Origin of the sequence: Roseibium sp. (genome assembly GCF_965229775.1) — a bacterium.
Taxonomy (GTDB): domain Bacteria; phylum Pseudomonadota; class Alphaproteobacteria; order Rhizobiales; family Stappiaceae; genus Roseibium.
On record NZ_OZ245929.1, the window covers coordinates 2,731,205 to 2,754,283 of the forward strand.

Below are 23,079 nucleotides of genomic sequence, written 5' to 3' on the forward strand. Positions count from 1 at the left end.
CGACTGCACGCCTTGATCTAGACCTTCACCCGCTCCGACTTGGGATCATAGAGCGGTTTGAGCGACGCCTCCGCCTTCACCCGCGTTCCGGCGACCTCGATTTCGTAAGTGGAACCGAGCACCTGCTCGGCGGTCTCGCCGGGGCAGGGCACGTAGCCCAGACCGACCGCGCCACCGAGCGTGTGCCCGTAATTGCCGCTGCTGAGGAAGCCGACGACATCGCCGTTCCTGAGGATCGGTTCGGCGTGATAGAGAAGGGGCTCCGGTTCGCTCAGACGGAACTGGAGAAGCCGCCTGTCGAGCCCGGCCTCGCGCTTGCGCAGAACCGCATCCCTGCCGATGAAGTCCGGCTTGTCCCGCTTGACCGCGAAACCGAGCCCGGCCTCCAGCACGTGGTCCTCGCAGGTGATGTCATGACCGAAATGCCGGAACCCTTTTTCGATCCGGCATGAATCCATCATGTGCATGCCGCACAGTTTCGCATCGAGATCCTGTCCCGCTTCGTGGAGGATCTCGAAGACGTGGCCTGCCATGTCGGATGAGATGTAAAGCTCCCAGCCCAGTTCGCCCACATAGGTGACCCGGTGGACCCGGGCGAGCCCCATGCCGATTTCTATCTCCTGGGCCGTGCCGAACGGATTGGTGGCGTTGCTGAAATCATTGGGCGAGACCCGCTGCAGCAGCGCACGGGAGTTCGGACCCATCACCGCAAGCACGGCTTCGCCTGCCGTGACATCGGTGATCACGACCCTCCGGTCTCCGGCATGGCGCCGGAGCCATGTTTCGTCAGCCAGCCGCGTCGCGGCGGGCGTCACCATCAGGTAGGCCGTCTCCGACAGGCGTGTGATGGTCACGTCGGCTTCGATACCGCCCCGTTCGTTGAGCAATTGCGTGTAGACGATCTTGCCGACCGGAACGGAATAGTCACCGCCGCCGACATGGTTCAGGAAGGCCTCCGCGTCCGGGCCCTCGATGCGGATCTTGCCGAAAGACGACATGTCGTAGATGCCGACATTGTCGCGAACCGCCTTGTGTTCGCGTGCCGCGTTTTCAAACCAGTTCTGACGCTTCCAGGTATAGCGGTATTCGCGTTCCTGGCCCTCATCGGCGAACCAGTTGGCGCGCTCCCAGCCGGCAAGCTCGCCGAACACCGCCCCGTTGGCCTTCAGGTGTTCGTGGAACGGTGTTCTGCGCACGCCCCTTGCCGTTGCCTTCTGGCGGTAGGGGAAGTGGTCAGCGTAGAGCAGGCCGAGCGTTTCCTTCGAGCGTTCGAACAGGTAGTGCCGGTTGCCCTGGAAGGGCTGCATCCGCGAGATGTCGACGTCGCCCAGATCGAAGGGTTTTTCGCCCGTGTCCATCCACTCGGCAAGCGCCATGCCGGCGCCTCCGGCAGACTGGATACCGATGGAATTGAAGCCGGCGGCGACCCAGAAATTGTCGAGCTCTGGCGCAAGTCCCAGGTGATACGCGTCATCCGGGGTGAAGCTTTCCGGGCCGTTGAAGAAGGTATGGATCCCGGTTTCGGCCAGAAGCGGCAGCCGGTTCACGGCCGCTTCCAGGATCGGTTCGAAATGATCGAAATCCTCGGGCAGCTGATCGAACTCGAAATCATCCGGGATGCCGTTCATGCCCCAGGGTTTGGCGTTCGGCTCAAATGCGCCGAGCAGGATCTTGCCGGCATCCTCCTTGTAGTAGGCGCATTCGTCCGGCACCCGCAGCACCGGCAGCTGGGTCAGGCCGGGGACGTTTTCGGTGACGATGTAGAAGTGCTCGCAGGCATGCAGGGGTACGTTGACACCGGCCATTCGGCCGAGTTCGTGGCCCCACATTCCGGCGCAGTTGACCACGTGATCGCACTCGATCGTGCCTGCACCCTCCGCAGTCTGCCATTCGACACCCGTGACCCGCTTGCCGGATTTCACAAGCCCGGTCACCTTCACCCGTTCCATGACCTTGGCACCGCCCATGCGCGCGCCTTTGGCCAGCGCAAGGGCGATGTTGGCGGGATCGCCCTGACCGTCCAGGGGCAGGTAGACCCCGGCCACCACGTCCTCGGTGTTAAGGTGCCCGTAGCGTGCCTTGACCTCGTCCGGCGAGATTTCCTCGACCTCGACGCCGAAGGCGCGGGCCATCGAAGCCTGCCGGAAAATCTCTTCCCTGCGCTCCTCGGTCAGGGCCACCGTGATCGACCCGCATCGCCGGAAACCGGTCGCAACCTCCGTCTCCGCCTCCAGGTTGCCGTAGAGCTCCTGGCTGTACTTGGCCAGACGGGTCATGTTCTCCGTCGCCCGCAGCTGTGCAATCAGCCCCGCGGCATGCCACGTCGTCCCGGAGGTCAGCTGCTTCCGCTCCAGCAGGACAACATCGGTCCAGCCTTTCTTGGTCAAGTGATAGGCGACGGAACATCCGACCACGCCTCCACCGATGACGACGACGCGGGCTTTTGATGGAGGTGTCACTTTTTACTCTTTCCGTTTGTTTGCGCGTGAATGTTGATTTCAGGGTCTGGCAAGCTCTGACAGCGGCTGTGCCGCGCGCAGGGCTGCGTCGGTGGCGTCGTCGAAGGTGTGCCCGTCCTGTGACAGGATCTGGCGTATCTTCTCCCGGGCACTGTCGAGCAGCATTGGCCGGCCGCGTTCTTCCCATTCCTTCGGGCTCGTCCGATCGGCAAGTTCGGGATAGATGTATTCGCTCTGCATGAGCTGAAGCGTCTGATCATGCCCGAGATAGTGGCCCGGGCCTTCCAGCACGACGGACCGGATGACGTCGATATCGACGAATTCGTCCTTGACCTCGATCCCGCGCACACAGCGCAGAACCTGACCGAGCATGTCGTTGCCGAGGACCAGCGATTCCTTGCAGAAGCCCAGCAGCGAGGCGTGCATGCCGACGGCCTCGTAGACCATGTTGAGGCCGGACAGGCCTGCCATGACATTGCTGATGCCCTGTTCCCATCCGGCCTGCATGTCGGGAAGCTTGCTGTCGGCAATGCCGGCTGCAGCACCTCCCGGAAGGCCGTAGTAATGATGCATCTGGGCGCAGGCGGAACTCAGCAGGGCCTGTTCGCCGCTTCCCCCGGACATGGCCCCGGTGCGTAGGTCGCTGACGAAGGGCCAGGTCCCGAACATCGCCGTGTGACCGGGCTTGATCGCGTTGACATAGACCACACCGGCAAGGCATTCGGCGACCGCCTGGACGACAGCCGTCGCGATCGGCGCGGGCGCCGTTGCCCCGGCCTGACCGGCGGACAAGAGCAGGACAGGCATGCCCGCGTGGATGCAGGCTTCCATCACTTCGCAGCTCTCTTCGGCGAAGGTGAGCGGCGGGACCACGAAACAGTTGCTGTTGGAAACGAAGGGGCGTTCGCGCCAGGCATCTTCGCCCCCGGCCATCAGGTGAAGCAGCTCCATGGCGGGGGCCACGTTGGCAGCCTCTGTGAAGGACGTGCCGATGTGTTTTGTCGTTCCCGCGCAGGCGGCATAAACCGTGTTCACATCGAGATCCCGCGGCGACTCGAACTCGCGGCAGACAACGGGGCGCTGAAAGAAGTGAACATTGTCCAACTGCTGCACCAGGCGCGCGATGTCGTACATGTCCTGGACATTCGGGTTGCGGTAGTCGCCCGACTTGGGATCGACGATGTGAACCGCGGCTCCGGCCGTGCCGAAATGCACATTCTTGCCGGACAGATGCAGATCGAACCTCGGATCCCGTCCCATCAGCGTGATGTCGCGGGCGGCCTTGGCCAGCATGTCCTCGACAAGGGCGCGTGGAAAGCGGATGCGTCCGTCGTCGCCCTCGATCGCTCCGGCGCCTGTCAGGATGGCTCTCCCCGAGGGCGGCGCGGACGCGAACCCGATGACCTCGAGCGCCTGAAGGGCGGCCTCGTGAATGCGCAGGACATCCGCTTCCTTGAGCACCTGGTAGAACCCGCCGGGCATACCCGGCCTTACCGGCCGGACCGCCTCGTCCAGGGGCCGTGAACGGGCCGCTGTGCGGGCCGAACGGCCCCCGGCGCGACGGCGTTGTTTCACTTCAGCTCCGCTCATGCAATCTCCTCCCAAATCATGCCGGCAGGTTTCGCTTGGTAGTCATTTTTTTCATCAGGCCCGAAGCCGTTCGTTTTCAGGGTCCCACAGTGGCTGATCCGCCTGCACGACCGCCTTGTGCTTCTGACCGTAGACTTCGAGCTCGAGCTCGGTTCCGGGCGTATCCAGTCCCTTGCGGACCACACCGAGCGCTATGCAAGCGTTCACCCGGTAGCCCCAGTCGCAGGACGTGATTTCTCCGACGATTTCGCCGTCCTTCAACAGGCTGGACATGTACGGTGCATCATGGTCGCCCGCGTCCACGACCAGGGTAACGAAGCCCTTGGCGGACCCTTGCTGCTTTTCGATCATGAGCGGCTGCTTGCCCGGGAAGTCCTGCGGCTTGTCCAGCTTGACGAAACGCCCCAATCCGCTTTCGAACATGGAATAGTCGGTCGAAAGGTCGCCCTTCCAGGTCCGGTAGCCTTTCTCGATGCGCAGCGCGTTGAGCGCGAACATGCCGAACGGTTTTGCACCGGCCTCCAGAATGGCCGCATAGATCGCGGGCATGTCGTCCATCGCCGCGTGCACCTCCCAGCCGAGTTCGCCGGTGAAGGAGACGCGCACCAGCATGGCGGGCTTGCCTGCGACGGTCGTCTGCTGATGGGTCAGCCAGCCGAGCGACAGATCCGCGTCCGTCAGCCCCTGGAACAGCTCGCGGGATTTCGGCCCGGCCACGATCAGCGTCGTCATCTCGTTCGTGCGGTCGATGAGCGTCAGCCCCTCCGGCAGGTCCGCCTTCAGAAGATCGCGATCGTGCCATTGCGCGACGGCCGCTGTAATCAGCGTAAAGTCGTCTTCACCGTGGCGGATCAGCGACATTTCGGTCAGGACGCGCCCGCGATGGTCCGGGAAATACCCCAGATTCAGGCGGCCTGCCTTGGGCAGTCCACCGGCGATTTTTCCGCGCAGCCACTCGGCCGCACCTACGCCCGTCAGGCTGAAACGGGAGAAACCGCACAGGTCAAGGACACCGACGCCATCGCGGACAGCTTCGCACTCTTCCTTGATGCGCGGCTGCCACGGACCGGACCGCGCCCAGGTCTGTGTCGCCTCTTCGGAGGTATCGTCGCCTTCCTTGGCAAACCAGTTGGCGCGCTCCCAGCCGTTGAACGCTCCCATTTGCCCGCCGAGTTCGAGGATTTTCGCGTGGTTGGGCGACAGTTTGCGGTCGCGCGCGGCCGGCCAGCTGTGATGCGGGAAGTGCATTGCATATTCGTGGCCGTAGACTTCCATGGCCTTGTCGATGCAGTACTGCTTGTCCGTATAGTCGGTGTAACGGCGCGGATCGACGGCCCACATGTCCCATTCGGTGCAGCCGTGCATGATCCATTCGGCCGCAACTTTCCCGGCTCCGCCGCCCTGGGCGATGCCGAAGGTGAAGGTATGCGCCTCGAAGGCATTCGGTACGCCTGGCATCGGGCCGATCATGGGCAGTCCGTCTGGGGCGTAGGGAATGGGGCCGTTGATGTTGCGGCTGACGCCCTGGGTGCCGAGCAGCGGCACGCGCGCCATCGCGTCCTCGATGTACCATTCCAGCCGGTCCAGATCGTCGGGATAAAGCTGGAAGCTGAAGTCGTCTGGCATCGGGTCGTCGGCGCGCGTCCAGGCGGACTGGCAGTTGCGCTCGTAGGGGCCGAGGTTAAAACCGGTTGTTTCCTGGCGCAGGTAGTAGGATGTGTCCACGTCCCTGAGCAGGGGCAATTTGCGCCCGTGCTTTTCGCTCCACGCGGCGACTTCGGGAACCGGTTCGGTGAGGAAATACTGGTGGCTCATGACGGCGAGCGGCACCTTCCGGCCGCCGAAGGGCAGGAACCATTCACCGACCCGTTCGGCGTAGTAGCCTGCGGCGTTGACCACGTATTCGCAGCGGATGTCGCCCTTTTCCGTGTGTACGATCCACTCGCCGTTCTCGCGGCTGACGCCGGTTGCCGGGGTGAACCGCAGGATCTTGCCGCCATGCGAGCGCGCGCCCTTGGCAAGAGCCTGGGTGACCTGAGCGGGATCGATATCCCCGTCGAGCGGGTCCCAGAGACCGCCTTCGAGATCGTGGATTTCCAGGAACGGATAGCGCTCCTGCATCTGTTCGGGCGTGCACATCTCCATCTCGACGCCCATGTGCCGGCCCATGCCGGCCACGTATTCGAACTCCCTCATTCGCTCTTGCGTGTGCGCAAGACGGAGCGAGCCGCTGACGTGATAGTTGAGCGGATAGTCGACCTCCTCGGCCAGTCCCCGGTAAAGTTCCAGCGAATAGCGCTGGATGTTCATGATACCGAAACTGGCGGAGAAGGTCGGGCAGTTGCCGGCCGCGTGCCAGGTGGAACCGGCGGTGAGTTCGTTCTTTTCAAGAAGAACGCAGTCGGACCAGCCGCCTTTCGCAAGATGATAGAGGGTGGACACTCCGACGACGCCACCACCGATGATGACTACACGGGCTGTAGTGGGAACTGACATTCTTCAGCTTTCCTTTTGAAAGGGTTCAGTAGACCGGCGGGGAAATCACCCAGACGGCAACTGCGGGTTCCGAGTAGGGGTTGGCCCAGCGGTAGGAGGCGTTGCGGATGCGGAAACTGTCTCCGGTGGTCACGGTGAAAGCATCGTCATCCAGCCAGATGTCCAGCTTGCCCGATATCATGTAGGCAAGCTCCTGCGTCGGGCGTGAAATGCGGTTCTTCCGGCTCGAGCCGGGTTGAAAGGTGGAATGGATCATCTCGAAATCGTCGGTGAGATCCGGAGACACCAGCGCTTCGACAAGGCCGGCATCCCGTTCTCCGATGATGCGCCGCGCGGACGATCGCACGATCCTCCCTTTCTCGGCGTCGGGGGCATCGGTGCTGCCGAAGAAGATGGAGAGCGGAACCTCGAAAATGTCCGCAATCTGGCGGAGGTCGGACAGGCGCGGCGTCGAGATGTCCCGCTCGATCTGGGACAGCCAGCCGACGGACCGGCCGAGCCTCTGGGCCAAGTCCTCAAGTGTCATCTTTCGGGTTGTGCGAAGGGCTCTGAGATCCTCGCCCAGGCTGCTCATTTCCATTCCGGCGATCCATCCGTGAAAATTTCAAGGATAATTTCATTCCGGATCATGAAAAAATCAACAAAATTTTCACGCAGGGGTGAACTTTTTCATTTGTGGCCGATTTGGCAAGCGTTTACGGGCAGTTAGGAACGTTAAAAGCGCCTCAGGCGGCGGCTTCGTGCATCCGCTTCGCGATGCAGGAAATGCCGTCGGGAATCCGTGCCGAAGCGATCGAGGAATAGGCCAGCCGGTAGTGCCCCTGCTGTTCTTCGCCCTGCGCGAAAAACGCGCGGCCGGCCTCGATCAGGACACCGTCCTCGCGAAGCTGCATGGCCAGCCTGGAACTATCGACGCCTTCCTTTGCCTTCATCCAGAAGGAAGAGCCTCCGAACGTGCCCTGGCCGATCTGTGTCAGGCCGTTTTCCTGCAGGCTCTGCTCCATGATCGATCTGCGTTTCCGGTAGATGCGGCCCATGCGGGCGATCTGTGCATCATAATGGCCGAGAGACAGGAAATAGGCGGCAGTGCGCTGGATAAGGCCGGGCGGATGCCGCAGCACGAGCGACCGTAGGGCGCGCGCTTCGCGGATGAACGGCTCGGACGCGACCAGGTAGCCGAGCCGCAGGCCCGGAAAAAGGGACTTGGAGAACGAACCGACATAAATCACCGACCCCGTCGGATCGAGCGACTTCAAGGCGGGCGAGGGCGACTTCAGGAACGAGATTTCGAACTCGTAATCATCCTCCACGATGATGAAGCCACGGCGCGCGGCCAGATCCAGAAGCCGCTCGCGCCGTGAAACGGGCATCGTCGCGTTGGTCGGGCAATGGTGGCTGGGCGTCGTGAAGACGACGTCGGCGTCCTCGGGCAGGTCCTCCGGCGGCATGCCCGCGGCATCGACATCCACCGCAACGGTGTTGCAGCGGGTCTGGCTCAGGATCTGGCGGAGCCCCGGATAGCAGGGGTTCTCGATGGCGGCCGTGCGCCGCTGGGTGAGGAGGATCTGGGCCGTGATCCAAAGCGCATGCTGCGCGCCCATCGTGATGAGGATTTCCTCCGGCCGTGCCGTGATCGCGCGCCTCGGCAGGATCTGGCGCAGGATGAACTCGACCAGCATGGGATCGTCACGCTCGTAGTAGTCCGTCGCCAGCGTGTCGAAATCCTTCCGCCCGACAGCCTTGAGCGCGCAGTTCCGCCAGTTGTGGTGATCGAACAGTCTCGAATCCGACTGCCCGTAGATGAACGGATACTTGTAGTCGCGCCAATTGTCGGGCCGCACCAGAGGCACATGTTCGGAAAACCGTTGGCCGATCGTTTTCGACCAGTCCACCTGGGCCTTGTCCGACTGGTCCGGCAGCGAGAATTTCGGCCGGCTTGGAGCTGTCTGGGCAACGAAATAACCGGACCGGCCCCTGGAGACGAGATACTCGTTAGATACAAGTTCCGTGTAGGCGATCGTGACGGTGATCCTGGCAACGCCCAGATGCTCGGCCAGCTTGCGCGAGGACGGCATCTTCTCTCCGGGCAGGCAGCGGCCCGACAGGATCGCTTCCACGACCAGCCGCTGGATCTGCTGTTGGAGGGACGTTTCATTGTCTGGCCGGAGAAAGAAAGTCTCTGCCGGAATCGCCATATCTGGCCCTAATTTTTAGTTTCCTTGGACTTATAGAACAGGATTCTCGGGCGGTTGGCAATTGTGGAAACAGAGACGCGAAGGATGGCGGCTCCGAAAGCGCGCCGGGCTTTACCCGGCAGACGAATGATCAAGGGACAGTTGTTTCTCGGGACCTTATCCTGAGGAGACCTTCAAACTGCATTCTCCCCGCCGGATAGAAACCAATCGGCATGGATGCCATGGTCAAGCCATGGCATGACCACAGTGCGCAGATTTTTTCTCTGTACCGGGCCACCTTCCCCAGTCATTGCAGGGCTTGACCCTGCAATCCATGCCGATTGGTTTCCGTCCGGGAGCGCCTTCGAAAAAGCGCCATGGCACTTGACCACCCGCAAGCGCGGTCACCTCTCCCGGTGGGAGAGGTCGGCCTGAAAGGCCGGGTGAGGGATGAGAGCTGTCCGCACGCGTCAGACGTTTGCCCCCTCACCCTGACCCTCTCCCGCCGGGAGAGGGAAATGTGAGCCTACTCGGCGACCGTCCCCGGATCTCCGGACACCCACACAATGAGGATAAGACAACAACAGAGCCGTCTCGGACCCGATCCGGGACCTGCCGGGCAATTGTCATCAGACCCCGGCTCAGGGCCGGGGAGGCGCGGACATTCAAATCCCGTTGCAGTCGGGCCCGCCCCGCATGGATGCCATGGTCAAGCCATGGCATGACCGCAGTGCGTAGATTTTTTTCTGTACCGGGCCACCTTCCCCAGTCATTGCAGGGCTTGACCCTGCAATCCATGCAGATTGGTTTCTGTCCGGGAGCGCCTTCGAAAAAGCGCCATGGCACTTGACCACCCGCAAGCGCGGTCACCTCTCCCGGTGGGAGAGGTCGGCCTGAAAGGCCGGGTGAGGGATGAGAGCTGTCCGCACGCGTCAGACGTTTGCCCCCTCACCCTGACCCTCTCCCGCCGGGAGAGGGAAATGTGAGCCTACTCGGCGACCGTCACCGGATCTCCGGACACCCACACAATGAGGATAAGACAACAACAGAGCCGTCTCGGACCCGATCCGGGACCTGCCGGGCAATTGTCATCAGACCCCGGCTCAGAGCCGGGGCGGCGCGGGTATTGAACGCCTCTGTAGTCGGGCCCCCGCCATATTGATGGGGGAAGCCGGGAGGAGAGGCTGTCAGCCGAAGACGCGTGTCAGAGCGCCGTCGATCGCATCGGAGATCTGGTCGATGTCGCTTTCCCCGGCGATCAGCGCCGGAGACAGGCAGATCACGTTGTTGAGCCCGGGCACGGCCCGGTTGCTGATGCCGATGATGACGCCCTGCGCCATGCAGTCGGCGGCGACCGCCTGCATCTGCTTTTCGGCGACAGGTTCTTTCGTCGCGCGGTCCGCAACCAGTTCCGCACCGCAGAACAGGCCCTTGCCGCGAACATCGCCGACGACCCGGTGCTTCTCCATCAGGCCGTTCAGGTTCGACATCAGCCGCTCACCCATGCGCGTGGTGTTGTCCAGCAGGCCCTCGTCTTCGATGATGCGCATGTTCTCAAGCGCCGCGGCCGGGCCGGCCGTGCATCCGCCGAAGGTGGAGATGTCGCGGAAGAAACTCATCGGATCGGACGCATCGTCCTTGAACATGTCAAAGACCTCTTCCGTGGTAACCATGCAGGCGATTGCCGCGTAGCCAGATGCGACGCCCTTGGCCATCGTCACGAAATCCGGCTTGATGCCGTAGTGCTGGTAGCCGAACCAGGTCCCGGTGCGTCCGACACCGCAGACCACTTCGTCTATATGCAGCAGGATGTCGTACTTCTTGCAGATCTCCTGGACCCGGTCCCAATAGCCCTGGGGAGGCGTGATCACGCCGCCGCCGGCCGTCACCGGCTCCAGGCAAAGCGCACCGACCGTGTCCGGGCCTTCGCGCAGGATAACCTCCTCGATGGCGTCTGCAGCGCGTTCGCCGTAATTGTCGACATCCCACTGGGCGCGGTACTCGCAGCAATGCGGAACCTCAACGAAACCAGGCGTATAAGGTCCGTATTGCGCGTTCCGTTCCTGCTGTCCGCCCGCCGAGATCGCCGTGATCGACGACCCGTGATAGTCGCGCTCGCGATAGAGGATCTTGTGTTTCTTGCCGCCATAGCGCTTGTGCGCGATCTGTCGGACCATCTTGAAGGCCTTCTCGTTGGCCTCGGTGCCCGAATTGGTGAAATAGACACGGCTCATGCCCGGCATCTTGGAAATCAGGCGCTCGGAAAACAGCGCGCCGGGAATGGAGCCCGCGGAGTTCGCGAAGTAGTTCAGCTTCACGAGTTGATCGCGAATGGCATCGGCGATGGACTCGCGCCCATAGCCGACATTGACCGTCCACACGCCGCCTGAAACGGCGTCGAGATGTTCCTTGCCGGTTGCGTCCCAGAGCTTCATGCCCTTGCCTTCGACCATGATCTTGGGATCGATCGTCTCCAGCGCCTTGTGCTGAAGCAGATGATGCCAGACGTGGTTGCGGTCGGCTTCAATGATTTCGCTCAGATCGTTCGGTGAAGCAGCGACGTTCATGGCGATGTCCTTTCAAAGCTGCGGGTCATGGACGCGAAAAGGGTGAATTCGTTTCGGACTGCGCAAGCGTTTTTTTGTGCGCCTGCTCACAATTCAAGCAGTCCGTTGCATCAATTGTTTTCAGTCAACACGGCCCGGCGGGGACATATAGGGCCAGATAAAGATATACAATAGATCCAGATCAGTGTTTCTATTGTAACCGGGCCGTTCTGTCGTAACCATTTTCGCCATGCAGGCAAGCCGATATTCGAGGAGAGCGGCACGAGACAGGAAAATCTGCGCGTCTGTAATGTATCGAGGGAACAGTGAGAAAAAATCAATGACCTACAGATCAAAACTTCTAGGCACATTCGCAGCTCTGGCATTCATGAGCGGGTTGCCGGCAAATTCATCCGCCGAGGAACTGACCGTGGCCTACTTCCTGGAGTGGCCGATGCCGTTCCAGTATGCCAAGGAAAAGGGCCTTTACGAAAAGGAACTCGGCGTTCCGATCAACTGGGTGTCGTTTGACACCGGGACGGCCATGTCCGCCGCAATGGCGTCCGGCGACGTTCAGATCGCCGTCAGCCAGGGCGTACCGCCATTCGTGGTCGCAGCGTCCGCCGGCCAGGACATCATCCTGACGGACATCGCGGTGAGCTACTCCGAAAACGACAACTGCGTCGTGGCCGAAGCACTCGAGATCGACAAGAACAACGCCAAGGAACTGGAAGGCAAGCAGGTCGGCGTTCCGATCGGAACGGCTGCCCACTACGGCTTCCTGTCCCAGATGAAGCATTTCGGCGTCGACATCACGACGATGGAAATCGTCGACATGGCACCTGCTGACGGTGCAGCCGCCTTCGCACAGGGCAGCCTGGACATGGTCTGCGGCTGGGGTGGTGCGCTTCGCCGCATGGTGGAACACGGCAACGTGCTTCTGACCGGCGCGGAAAAGGAAGAACTCGGCATTCTCGTGTTCGACGGCATCAGTGTCCCGTCCGATTTCGCGGCGGAAGACAGTGAAATGCTGACCAAGTTCCTCAAGGTGACCGCCGAGGCGAACGCCATGTGGAACAAGGGCGAGAACAAGGATGAGATGATCGAAGTCATCGCCAAGGACGCGGGTATGGACGTGGATGCAACCGCCGCCACGCTCGCAACCTTCACGTTCCCGAATGTTGAAGAGAAGCTCAGCGACAAGTGGATGGGCGGCAACGTCCAGACCTTCATGCTCGGCGTGGCGGATGTCTTCCAGGAAGCCGGTTCGATCCCGCAGGCGCTCGACAGCTATGTCGACACCGTGGATTCCAGCTATCTGGCAGCCACCAACACCGAGTAAGAACACATCCCTGCAAGATTTGGGGCGGCCGTTCCAGGCCGCTCCATCCTTCCTCCTTTCAAGCTGCAGGAGATGACAGGCAATGGACGGCCTCCATATCGAAAATGTCTCCATGCGTTTCGATCTTCCCAACGGAACACATGTACAAGCGCTCAAGGATGTTTCCATTGAGCTGAAGACCGGCGAAATCATGTCGGTTCTGGGACCGTCGGGTTGCGGCAAGACCACCCTCTTGAACATCGTCGCGGGATTTCTGGCGCCGACCGGCGGCCAGGTGCGCATGAACGGGCACGTTGTCACCGGGCCGAATGCCGAGCGCGGCATGGTGTTTCAGAAAGGCGCGCTGTTCGAGTGGATGAACGTGCGCAAGAATGTCGAATTCGGGCCGCGCATGAAATCGACGCCCAAGCGCGAACGCGACCAGATCGTCGACCATCTTCTCGAGACGGTCGGCTTGCAGGATTTCAAGGAAAAGGCCGTGTACGAGCTGTCCGGCGGCATGCAGCAACGCGTCGCTCTGGCGCGCTGTCTTGCCAACGATCCCGACGTGATCCTGATGGACGAACCGCTCGGTGCGCTGGACGCGCTGACGCGCGAGAAGATGCAGGGCCTCGTCCTGAAGCTCTGGAAGGAAACCGGCAAGACCGTCATCCTGATCACGCACTCCGTTGAAGAAGCGCTGCTTCTGGGCGAACGCCTGCTCGTCATGGCACCGCGCCCGGGCCGCATTCACAAGGAATACCGGCTGCCATTTGCAGAGCGGGGTGTCGAGGCGGACCTTCGTGAAGTCAAGAAGAGCGACGGTTTCGGCGAGACGCGCGAGGAAATCCTCTCGATGATCTGGGAAATGGAAGAGGAAATCATGGGCCGATCGGAGACCGCAGCATGACCGGATCAGTCGTTTTCCTCGTATATGCCGGCCTGTTTCTCGCCAGCTATTTCCTCGTGAGCTACCTCAGCAGCATCATGCAGCGCGGACAGGATTTCACCAGCCTGAAGACCGTCACCTTCGGCGACGAAAGCGCGATCCGGCCGAACCGGGCCGCGTCCGTGATTTCGGTCATCGTGATCTTTTTCATCTGGGGTGCGTTCACCGGTTCGAAACTCGTGCCGTTTCATGTCCCCGGGCCGTTCACCGGCGAGACCAGCTTCACCTATTCGGTAGTCAACGATGCGGGTGAAACCGGTGACGCGACGGTTGACATCATTGTCCACGAGCCAGGCGCAAAGATTGACGACCCGGAAGTTGCCACGACAGAGGGGCTCGCCCAGAACGATTCCGGCACCGTCGGTGCCTGGCGGTCCGTCCTGTTACGCGTCACGCGCAACGACGGGGAAGGGGCCCGCGTCACGGCAGTGAACGGTCAGGCGATCGAGCCCGGGCAGTCGGTTTCCGTCGACAACGGCACGGTCAGCATGACGCCGAAAGGGTCGCTGAACTTCGAGCCCGACAAGGGCCTGCAGATGGAACCGATCTGGATGCCGTCGCCTGAGGCCGTCGCCAGCCGGTTCACCGAAATCGCCTCCGAGGGCTACCAGAACTTCACGCTTTGGGAACACCTAGGCTGGTCGCTGCTCCGCGTGGTTGGCGGCTTTGTCGCCGGTTCGATCATCGGCATTCCGCTCGGATACGCCATGGGGCTTTCCAGCTGGGTGCGCGGCTGGTTCGACCCGATTGTCGAATTCATGCGGCCCGTTCCGCCACTGGCGCTGATCCCGCTGGTCATCATCTGGTTCGGGATCTGGGAAACCGGCAAGATCGTCCTGCTGTTCCTGGCCGCACTCTGGATCATGACCATTGCCGCACGGGCGGGCGTGTCGGGCGTGAACATCAGCAAGGTGCACGCTGCCTTCTCGCTGGGAGCCAACAAGCGTCAGATCCTGCGCTATGTCATCGTGCCAAACTCGCTGCCCGAGATCTTCACAGGCGCGCGCGTTGCCATGGGTGTCTGCTGGGGAACGGTTGTTGCGGCGGAACTCGTTGCGGCGCAGAAGGGGGCCGGGATGATGATCATCGCGGCGTCGAAGTTCCAGCTGACCGACATCGTCATCATGGGCATCATCCTCATCGGCATCGTCGGCTACAGCATCGACATCCTGATGCGCATGGCCGAGCGGGTGCTCGTGCCCTGGAAGGGCCGCGCCTGACAAGAAGCCTGACAAACCACCTGAGGCATCGGAGGCGCGGCGCGAGCCGCGCCTCTTCTGTTTCCGCGGAGTGAAGGAACGCGGAATTTGCGTCCTCAGTGTTCGATTTATCGTCTTTTCTGACATGGGAAAAAAGACGGATAAAGAACAGGCATAGTTTATCTATTTGAACTTTCGAGTCTATTTAAGTATATTGTCAATGTGGGCGTCGGCTAGATTTGATGTCTACTTGAAACTAGAGACCCTGTTTTCAGTGGGGTCCGTAAAATTAAATCGTGCTTAGTATTTTTGGACGTGCGCCGATCGGTTCCTTTGATGGTATCGGTGAGCGATACCGATTGATTGCAACATCGGGTGCGCCACACCGGCCTGGAGCCTCGAACGTCGGCCGTTTTATTGTGTTTTGGAGGCGAGATTGTGAAACATGCTGCTCCGAAAGAAAAACATTTCATGCTGCGCCAGGAACTGGTGAGTGTCCTTCGAAGGCATCAGGACACGCTCTGTCCGGCTGAACTGCTGGCGGTTTCAAGCCAGCTCGTCGGCAATCTGATTGCCCTGCAGGACGAAACCAGGCTGTCGCCCGACTTCGCGATGGAAATCGTTCTGCGCAATATCGAGGAAGGCAACCGCGCCGCCATCGCCGACGTCAAGCTGCAAACCGGCATGGGTTAGTTTGCCGGTGTCTTGCGGGTGGAGCGCGCACGTCCGGTTCAAGTTCTGAAATCATCACGGCCGCCTGTGTCCGTCCGGGAACAAGCCGCGCGCAAAGACGCGGGCTCTGGCTGCCCTTGCCATCGGGAAAGCGGATTTTATATTTCGAAGCTGAACAGGTGCCGGTGACGAAAGCGGCATGAAAGCGCTTGGTGCTTTTGGTGCCCGCAGGGCCCATTTCCAGCGGCGTGCAGACCCGTCCAGCAAGGAAACCCGAACAGATGACCGATCCCGTGATTGCACAGAAAGCCCCGTTTGCCGTCGAGGTTGAAGCGGGCAAATCCTATTTCTGGTGTTCCTGCGGCCGCAGCGCCAACCAGCCGTTCTGCGACGGCAGCCACAAGGACACCGGTCTCACACCGGTCAAGTACACCGCCGAGAAGGATGGCCGCGCGTTTTTCTGCGGCTGCAAGAACTCCGCAAACGCACCCATGTGCGATGGCAGCCATTCGAAGCTTTAGGGTACGGATCCATGAATGAAGCCGATTTGGCGGCAGAAATGGCAACATCTCGCGAGGAAGCGTGCGCAGAGCGGGCTTTATGCCCGGTCAAGCGCGATGACGCTGCGAGGTGAAGCCATTTTGCCGTCCTTCGGATTTGGCCGTTTTGGCCATCTGCCGCGTCGCGAAAGGCTTGAAAATGAAACACATTTCCTGCACTTTCGCTCCTCGCAGTTGGTCAAAACGATCCAAACCAAATTGACTTCATTCATGAGTCCGTACCCTAGCCCTTGAACCGGGAAAGTTGGAGCCCGCGGCGGCGGCACCGTCAGCATGGCATGGCGACCGCACCTGACGCGTTGGGCGCGACGGGTCCGGGCTGATTGCGGCAGCCTGAGGGACCATCGGAAAATCCCCGCAAAGACAGTGTCTGGATAAAGATTTGAAACACGACATCGCCTTTGCCCGGCTGCCGGAAATCGCGCCGGCCGAGATCGCGGAGCACATGTCCGACCCCCGGGTCGCGGAGCACATGCCGCTGCTGACCTTCACGTGGGATGAGGCAGCCGTGGCAAAGTTTGTTGGCCAGAAGGAAGCGTGCTGGACCCGCGACGGGCTGGGCCACTGGGCAATCCTGTGCAACGGCCGCTACGTCGGCTGGGGCGGCTTCCAGAAGGAAGGCGATGAATGGGACTATGGCCTGGTCCTGCGGCCGGACGCCTTTGGTCTCGGGATCAGGATTTCGAAAAAGGCGCTGGACTTCGCGCTTGCCGATGAACGCATCCCCTACGTGACGTTCCTTCTGCCCCCCTCACGCAAGAACCTGGGCGCCCTCAAGCGCTTCGGGGCAGTCTGCATCGGCGACATCGACTATGACGGCGAAAGGTTCCTGAAGTTCCGGCTTGAGACGGCGTGACCAGTTGACGACCGGCGTCGCTGAAAAGACTATCCGGTGCTTTGTCGGCGGAATGAGCGAACAAGAAAAATATGGTGGACAGAGGGTCCACCAGAAGTTGAGTTGCGATCGCTTTCAAATTGTTTCAAGATATCTGATAACGAACTGATTTTATTTAATTAATTTACTATCCGCCTTTCTGCATTGTATCAATAGGCCTCACGCAGATGCACTCAATCTCACCAAAAATGATGGGCTGAGCGATGAGTTCACGCTGACAACGTTCAGCTCGGAAGGAACGCAGGCATGCTGACAGACGCCAAGGCGAGAAATGCTAAACCGGGCGACAAAGCCGTTTCTGATCAGGAAGTAATTTCCCGGGTATGCAGGGCCGGGGCCGCCGTCAGGGCAATCTTCACGGCAGCGAAGTAGTCGAGCACCTGCCGGTATGCCGACTGGTAGTTAGCAAGACTGCTGAAACCGAAGTCGCTTTCTTTCATCCCCGCGTCCAGTCTGTAGCCCCGGTGCGCCTCATCCACGTTGAGGCAGTCATAGATCCCTTTCGCGAGACAATCTGGTGATCGTGTAGGGTCTCGATCCAAGGTTGCCGCAAGCGCGGCTTCGGATAGAAGCGCGTGAAGTCAGATTGCTTCAAAGACGATTTCCGGAACGACAACTTCCCATTTGTCCTGCCGGAGCGTGTGATGGAAGGTCTCGTCGGAGTCGTCTTTGCGTCTTCCGAGGATGGCAGCAATTTCCGCCCGCGCGAACCTTGTATTTTCAGGAAACGCAAAACTCCTTGCCATGCGGCCCAGGCTGTCGCCATTCGCGTCTTTCAGGTGCCAACGGTCCTTCTCGAAGACCAGGGTAACCGGGTCGCCGGCGGATGCGGAGGCAATGGCTGCGAACACGGGATGGTTTTCGCGGTACCTCCCCGCAAAGGAGAGGTCGACTGTGCTTAGATCGGCCGGCTGGAAAAACCGCCTCGGTCCGGGGACCGCCGACAGATCGGGAACAACCGACCGGCAGATGATCGCGTCTGATCGCGTGGGCAGGTATTCATGATTGTCATTGCTCATGACGATCAGGTTGCGGCGTGCACGTGTCATGGCCACGTAGAAGAGCCGTCTCGGTGCATCGGCATCTTCTGCTCGTGAGGGGCGTTCCCAGCCACCGTCCAGAATGACGACATCGTCGAATTCCAGCCCCTTGGCGCTGTGAGCTGTCAGAAGCTTCAGCCCGCGCTGCTCCCCCCGGGATTCGCGAGACCATTCAGCAAGCCATTCAACAACATCGTCAGATGGCAGGCGCCGGTCTCCAATTTCCCGAGCGAGCAAATCCAGCCCCGCATCGATCCGGCCGGTCCACTGGGTGCTGGGAATGGAGCTCAAAATCTCGTGGAGGTCAGTCACCGTGAAAAGCCTGCTCCGCTCTTCCTTTATCGCGTTCAGAAAGGTTTGCATCTCCCGGATCCGCCAGAGACCGGGACCGCGTTCATTCGCGAACTCGACGGGAATATCGAGTGCATCCGCGAAGTCCCGGACGGGAGCCAGTTTGCGCCAGTCCCGCGAGATGATCGCGGCGCGCGACCAGGTCCAGTCAGGGACAACGTGTGACAGACGCTGCAGTTCATTCAGCGCCGCAAGCGCCTGGGCATCGTTGCCGCTCGGGCACTCGAGGATCTGGACGCGGCCTTGCGCGACGGGATCGAGTGCCGACATCGTGCCTCCCATCGGTTCCCTGCGGCGCGCCTTGTCGACAACAATCTCGTTCCCGCTCTTCATCCTGTCCGCGGCGCCCTCGATCACGGCGTTTGCGGCGGAAATGATGTTGCCGGTCGACCTGTAGTTGTCGGTCAGAAAAACGGGTTTGGCCGAATAGTCTTCCTCGAACTGCCGGATATGCCTCACGGACGCGCCGGCAAAGGAATAGATATTCTGGTCGTCGTCGCCCACGGCAAACAGGCTGATGCGAAGGTCCGGGTCATCGAGGCTCCGCCCGGCCACGGCTGCAATGAGCGCGTATTCTTCCGGCCCGACGTCCTGGTATTCATCCACCAGAAGCCAGCGATAGCCTTGAACCAGGGTGTCTCTCAGCGCTTCGGCCGCAACCTTGTCCAGCCCGTCGCCCCGCAGCAGATGAACGGCATCCATCAGAAGCGTGTCGAAATCCGGGGTCTCGGCGTTTGCGCGGCCGGTGAAGCTCGCGCCGACAAGGCGCATTGCCAGCGCGTGAATGGTTGAAACGGTCACAAAGCGCGCCTCGTCACCGATCAGGTTGCGGAGCCGTTCCCGGATCTCGGCAGCGGCATGGCGATTATAGGCAAGAACAAGGATCCCCTCCGGATCTTCCCGCTTGATTTTGACGAGATAGGCAATCCGGTGCACCAGGACGCGTGTTTTTCCGGAACCGGGTCCGGCGAGCACGAGGACGTTGGTCTGCTCGCGATCGTCGCGAACGATTTTTTCCTGCGTTGAGTTCCCCAGCGCGTCGACGATAGCGGACCAGGCCTGGGTCGTAGCCTGTCTTCTGAACTCAACGCCCCGCCCGGGCATCCACCGTTTCATGAACCTGTCTTGTTCAAGCTCGAAATAGTCGTCCGCAAGCCGTCTGGCTTCGTCCATGCGTTCAAGACCTTTTTCGGCATAGGCGGCCATGACATGTGTCTGGATGGTCTGCTCGGTATAGTGCTCCTCAAGAGGGGTAAAATCCTGGACGGTAAAGTTGCCTCCGTCTTTGTTGAGATGGATCGTAATTGCAGGGCGGAAGACGGAAAGACCTTTGCCGAGCGTGATCACCTGTTGTTCGTGAAGCCAGAGAAGGCCGCGATCCATGAGCTTGCTCGGGTCCTTCACCGAGCTTCGAAGCAGCACGTCGCTGGTGATCGAGGCAAGCAAGGCTCCGAGCGTTGTCTCCACCGGAACGTCTTTTCCGCGGACGTGAAGCGGTACTTTTCCAATCAGATGGGAAAGCAGTCTTTCTGCGCCGAGCCTTCGGATTTCAGCGGTCTGTTCCACGATGGACCATGAACGCTGCAGACGAACGAACAGGCTGCCCCGTGAGGCCTTGCGAACGTGAATGTTTCCGCGTCCTCCCTCCATGTCCCGGCCATCCTGCGCAATGCCTCTCAGAAGCGTCTCGATAATGTCCGGGCGTACAGAGGTGTGACCTGCTTCGCGCAAGGTCTGACTGGTGATCGCGAGATTGAATGGCGTTGCCTCGCCATCGTCCGCGTCCGGTGCCTCTTCCCTCAACATGGAGATGAGGTCCGTTTCAAGTTCCGAAGCGGCCTTGAACCGGGCTCGTGCCGCGTTATCGATCCCGACAGGGACAAAGATCGTGATGTTCGTGTCGTCTTTGGCGATACCCAGAGCTTCCAGGTCGGCAAGCGCTCGGCGAAGTGCCGGGGGTGTCAATCCGCTCACACCTGCGAGCACGTCGGTCGAGATCCCTTCCTCGGAAGGTGCGTTGATCAGATGTTCGACAATGCTCAAGAGCTGCCTTCGGCGCTCGTTCGTCATGTCGGCGCGCAGCAGAATTTTCTTTGCTTCCTTGAGATCGGTTACCAGGAGGGACGCCGGAAAAACCTGAACGCGGTTTTCCTCGCGCATCAGGAGCTTTGCCTCTTCGAGCCAGGCGACCGCCGTTTTCACGCGGGTGTCGTCCGTCGCACTATCGCGCTCGAAGTCCTGCTCTTTCTCTTCCTTTACGATCTCTCCCGGGGTGGCGACAACTTCACCAGTCTTCCGGGTGCGGACGTCGAGCCGTCTAAGCGCCTTGAGAATTGCTCCGATTTCGTGGCGTGCCAGTCGCGATCGCGCGCTCAGACGGAACTGACGGTCAACGTCTTCCGTGTTGAAGAGGAGGACACACTGAGCCGGGTCACGGTCCCGCCCGGCGCGCCCTGCTTCCTGCAGATAGTTCTCAAGGGAACCAGGCACATCCCCATGAACGACCAGACGGATGTCCGGCTTGTCGATGCCCATCCCAAAAGCGTTTGTTGCAGCGATGACGCGCAGTTCACCAACCCTGAACGCTTCTTGAATGTCCCGCTTTTCTTCAGGGCTCAGACCGGCATGATACCGTTCCGCGGCAAGCCCCTGCTGCTTTAGAAATTCGGCAACGCGTTCCGTCGAGCTTCGCGTGGCGCAGTAGACGACGGCTCCGGAGGCCCCGGTCGATGGCAGATGATCTTCCAGCGTATCAAGGATATCGGCCATCTTCGTGGATTGCTGTGTCGGCAGCACCTCGAAGCTTAGGTTGGTTCGCGATGCGCCGCCATCGTGCACTGTGAGCTCCAGATCGAGCCGCTCCTTGAAGTGCTCGCTGATATCTCGAACGACGTCCGGCTTTGCCGTCGCCGTGAGGCAGAGGACGCGCGTGTCCTCTCCGCCAGCCCGTTCCTTGATGAAGCGGCCGATGTACCGATAATCCGGCCGAAAATCGTGGCCCCATTTCGAAACGCAATGGGCTTCGTCGGGGACCCACAAACCGACCTCGCGCTGATCGAGGACAGACCGGACGGAGACGCTCCGCAGTTGTTCCGGGGAGATCAGCAGCATGGACGCGTCGCCCATGCGCACCTTGTCCAGGGCATCCTGCCGCTCCGGCAGCGAGAGCAGTCCATTGACTGTCACGGCGGAAGAGATGCCGGCGCGCGCCAGGCCCTGTACCTGGTCCGCCATGAGCGCTACGAGCGGTGAGATGACCACCGTGAGCGCGCCTGTTTTGTCAAACCGGGAGAGCGCCGGGATCTGATAGCAGACGGACTTGCCTGTGCCCGTTGGGAGAATGCCGAGCAGGCTCTCACCCTGCATGGCACTTTCGACTATGCGCTCTTGAAGCGGGCGGCCGAAAGCATCCATCGGCTCCGGGCGGAAAGCTTCGAACCCGAACCACCGCTTCAGCGCAAGCCTGGGATCGTGATGGGTACGGCAATAGTCACATGCCGGGTTGCCGCAATTGTTGTCCCTCAAGGTCTGGACGATACGCGAGGCATCGCGAAACTGCGCACGCACCCAGGGCGGCATGACTGAATCGCCTCCGGCAACCGAGATCCACGAAAGGGCGTATGCCATCGGCCAGCCGAGGCTGGTGTCCTCGAGCCGAATGAGAGTGCGTTCGACCATCTCCGAGCATGCAGCAGTACCGAGCAGGCGACGAATTGCGTTCTCAGCCTCATGCAGGCTCGGGGCCGGAGCTTTGCGGATCTCGGCGAAGACGCGATCAAAACCACCACAGCGCGGCTCGCGGCAGCACAAATAGTGATACGCGGTCAGAGCGTCGGGTGACTTTGCGTTGAGCCTTGCAAACTCCGCGAGCTGGTTCTCAAGCACCTCAAAGACAAGCTGCGCATCAAACTCCGGATTGTTCACGTGACCCGTCTGAAGACGTCCATCCTGATAGTGTTTGACGAGGTGGTGATAGGGATTTCGCGGAAAAGCCAAAGGGTTGAGCCAAAGCGTATCGATTGGGGCTTCCGCCATTTCCGCGAAGGCGGGCGAGGCCGCCGCAAGATGCGGCAGATCATGTTTCAGAATATTGTGCCCGATGACATGTTCATAGCCCCGGCAAAAGCCATCCAGCTTTTTCAGCGCCTCTGCCACTGCCCCCTCGGCAACAAGGTTCGGCACACCAAGATCCTGCACAACAGCTGCGAACGCGAAAATCCTGGCTGTCGCCGGATCGACCTCCAGGTCGATGGAAACAGCGTGCGCCAGAAGGTCGGACTGGATTTGCTTAGCGTCCATTTTCATACAGCGATTGACAGACAGCTCGTCTCAAGTCTCTGAATGCAAAGCATTTTCAACTTTAGGTTTGACAGGTGCCAAACAAGTTAGTTCAGAGTAATTAACCGATCGTCTCCCGGCGGTTCAGCAGTTTTTACAAGGTGATCGCAAACAGAGCCTTTTGAGACGCCTCGACACTTTGCTGAGGCTCTCCAGCGAAAACGGCTGTTCATATGCCACTGAACACGGGAACCGGGAAGCCTTTTTGCAAAAGCAGCAAGCAAACGGTCAACGGCGTTCCTATGTTGCAAACATATGCAAATGAAGGAAAGTGATGCTCAGCGCGATACTATACGCGGCCATGTTGGCCGCGCCGGAAACAATGCCGGCGCAATTCCATCAAGCACCGGCTCTGGTTCACCAGATCAAGAAACGCAAGCGCCGCGGTGGAAGTTCCTCCGATCAACGAAAGCGCGGGTCAAACGTTCCTTACTATGTCGGTTTGCTTCTGATTATTGGGGACACGGAATACTCGTGCGACAATGGCAC

General features: G+C 60.5%; 15 protein-coding genes. 7 read left to right on the forward strand and 8 right to left on the reverse strand.

The genetic code is table 11. The annotated features are described in order from the left end of the window. Positions 1–17 precede the first annotated feature (17 nt). The 6 genes from ACO07N_RS12415 to ACO07N_RS12440 form a co-directional block, all read right to left on the reverse strand. The gene (locus tag ACO07N_RS12415; RefSeq protein ID WP_421981315.1) at positions 18–2,459 is read right to left on the reverse strand and encodes a GcvT family protein; all 2,442 of its coding nucleotides are present in this window, start codon (positions 2,457–2,459) and stop codon (positions 18–20) included. A gap of 39 nt (positions 2,460–2,498) precedes the next feature. Then, positions 2,499–4,049 (reverse strand): trimethylamine methyltransferase family protein, encoded by a 1,551-nt coding sequence (locus ACO07N_RS12420; protein ID WP_421981316.1) that lies wholly within the window; start codon positions 4,047–4,049, stop codon positions 2,499–2,501. A gap of 54 nt (positions 4,050–4,103) precedes the next feature. Continuing rightward, positions 4,104–6,545: a GcvT family protein gene (locus ACO07N_RS12425; protein ID WP_421981317.1), complete on the reverse strand. Its 2,442-nt coding sequence runs from the start codon at positions 6,543–6,545 to the stop codon at positions 4,104–4,106. A 25-nt stretch (positions 6,546–6,570) separates the two neighbouring features. Then, positions 6,571–7,125: a helix-turn-helix domain-containing protein gene (locus tag ACO07N_RS12430; RefSeq protein WP_421981318.1), complete on the reverse strand. Its 555-nt coding sequence runs from the start codon at positions 7,123–7,125 to the stop codon at positions 6,571–6,573. Between the two features lie 145 nt (positions 7,126–7,270). Next, positions 7,271–8,740 (reverse strand): PLP-dependent aminotransferase family protein, encoded by a 1,470-nt coding sequence (locus ACO07N_RS12435; RefSeq protein WP_421981319.1) that lies wholly within the window; start codon positions 8,738–8,740, stop codon positions 7,271–7,273. 1,166 nt (positions 8,741–9,906) lie between these two features. Continuing rightward, positions 9,907–11,286 carry an aspartate aminotransferase family protein gene (locus ACO07N_RS12440; RefSeq protein WP_421981320.1) on the reverse strand — a complete coding sequence of 460 codons (1,380 nt, stop codon included), beginning with the start codon at positions 11,284–11,286 and terminating at the stop codon, positions 9,907–9,909. A 319-nt stretch (positions 11,287–11,605) separates the two neighbouring features. On the opposite strand from ACO07N_RS12440, the gene ACO07N_RS12445 reads away from it, so the two are divergent. The 7 genes from ACO07N_RS12445 to ACO07N_RS12475 all read left to right on the forward strand — a co-directional run bounded on the left by ACO07N_RS12445 (position 11,606) and on the right by ACO07N_RS12475 (position 16,822). After that, positions 11,606–12,607, forward strand: coding sequence for an ABC transporter substrate-binding protein (locus ACO07N_RS12445; RefSeq protein WP_420335541.1), 1,002 nt, complete (start codon positions 11,606–11,608; stop codon positions 12,605–12,607). Positions 12,608–12,689: 82 nt separating this feature from the next. Further along, the gene (locus tag ACO07N_RS12450) at positions 12,690–13,496 is read left to right on the forward strand and encodes an ABC transporter ATP-binding protein (protein WP_319385718.1); all 807 of its coding nucleotides are present in this window, start codon (positions 12,690–12,692) and stop codon (positions 13,494–13,496) included. Further along, entirely contained in the window at positions 13,493–14,755 is a 1,263-nt protein-coding gene (locus ACO07N_RS12455; RefSeq protein ID WP_421981321.1) for an ABC transporter permease subunit, read from the forward strand. The genes ACO07N_RS12450 and ACO07N_RS12455 overlap by 4 nt, the downstream gene beginning before the upstream one ends. A gap of 417 nt (positions 14,756–15,172) precedes the next feature. Continuing rightward, positions 15,173–15,427: a hypothetical protein gene (locus ACO07N_RS12460; RefSeq protein ID WP_421981322.1), complete on the forward strand. Its 255-nt coding sequence runs from the start codon at positions 15,173–15,175 to the stop codon at positions 15,425–15,427. Between the two features lie 260 nt (positions 15,428–15,687). Next, positions 15,688–15,927, forward strand: a complete 240-nt coding sequence (locus tag ACO07N_RS12465; protein ID WP_421981323.1) for a CDGSH iron-sulfur domain-containing protein — start codon at positions 15,688–15,690, stop codon at positions 15,925–15,927. 15 nt (positions 15,928–15,942) lie between these two features. Further along, positions 15,943–16,200 carry a hypothetical protein gene (locus tag ACO07N_RS12470; RefSeq protein ID WP_421981324.1) on the forward strand — a complete coding sequence of 86 codons (258 nt, stop codon included), beginning with the start codon at positions 15,943–15,945 and terminating at the stop codon, positions 16,198–16,200. Positions 16,201–16,348: 148 nt separating this feature from the next. After that, positions 16,349–16,822, forward strand: a complete 474-nt coding sequence (locus ACO07N_RS12475; RefSeq protein WP_421981325.1) for a GNAT family N-acetyltransferase — start codon at positions 16,349–16,351, stop codon at positions 16,820–16,822. A gap of 341 nt (positions 16,823–17,163) precedes the next feature. Here ACO07N_RS12475 and ACO07N_RS12480 read toward each other — a convergent pair whose 3' ends face one another. Both ACO07N_RS12480 and ACO07N_RS12485 read right to left on the reverse strand, forming a co-directional pair. Further along, on the reverse strand, positions 17,164–17,301 hold the full coding sequence (locus tag ACO07N_RS12480) for a hypothetical protein (protein ID WP_421981326.1): 138 nt from the start codon (positions 17,299–17,301) through the stop codon (positions 17,164–17,166). Positions 17,302–17,442: 141 nt separating this feature from the next. After that, the gene (locus tag ACO07N_RS12485; protein WP_421981327.1) at positions 17,443–22,551 is read right to left on the reverse strand and encodes a RecQ family ATP-dependent DNA helicase; all 5,109 of its coding nucleotides are present in this window, start codon (positions 22,549–22,551) and stop codon (positions 17,443–17,445) included. Positions 22,552–23,079 lie beyond the last annotated feature (528 nt).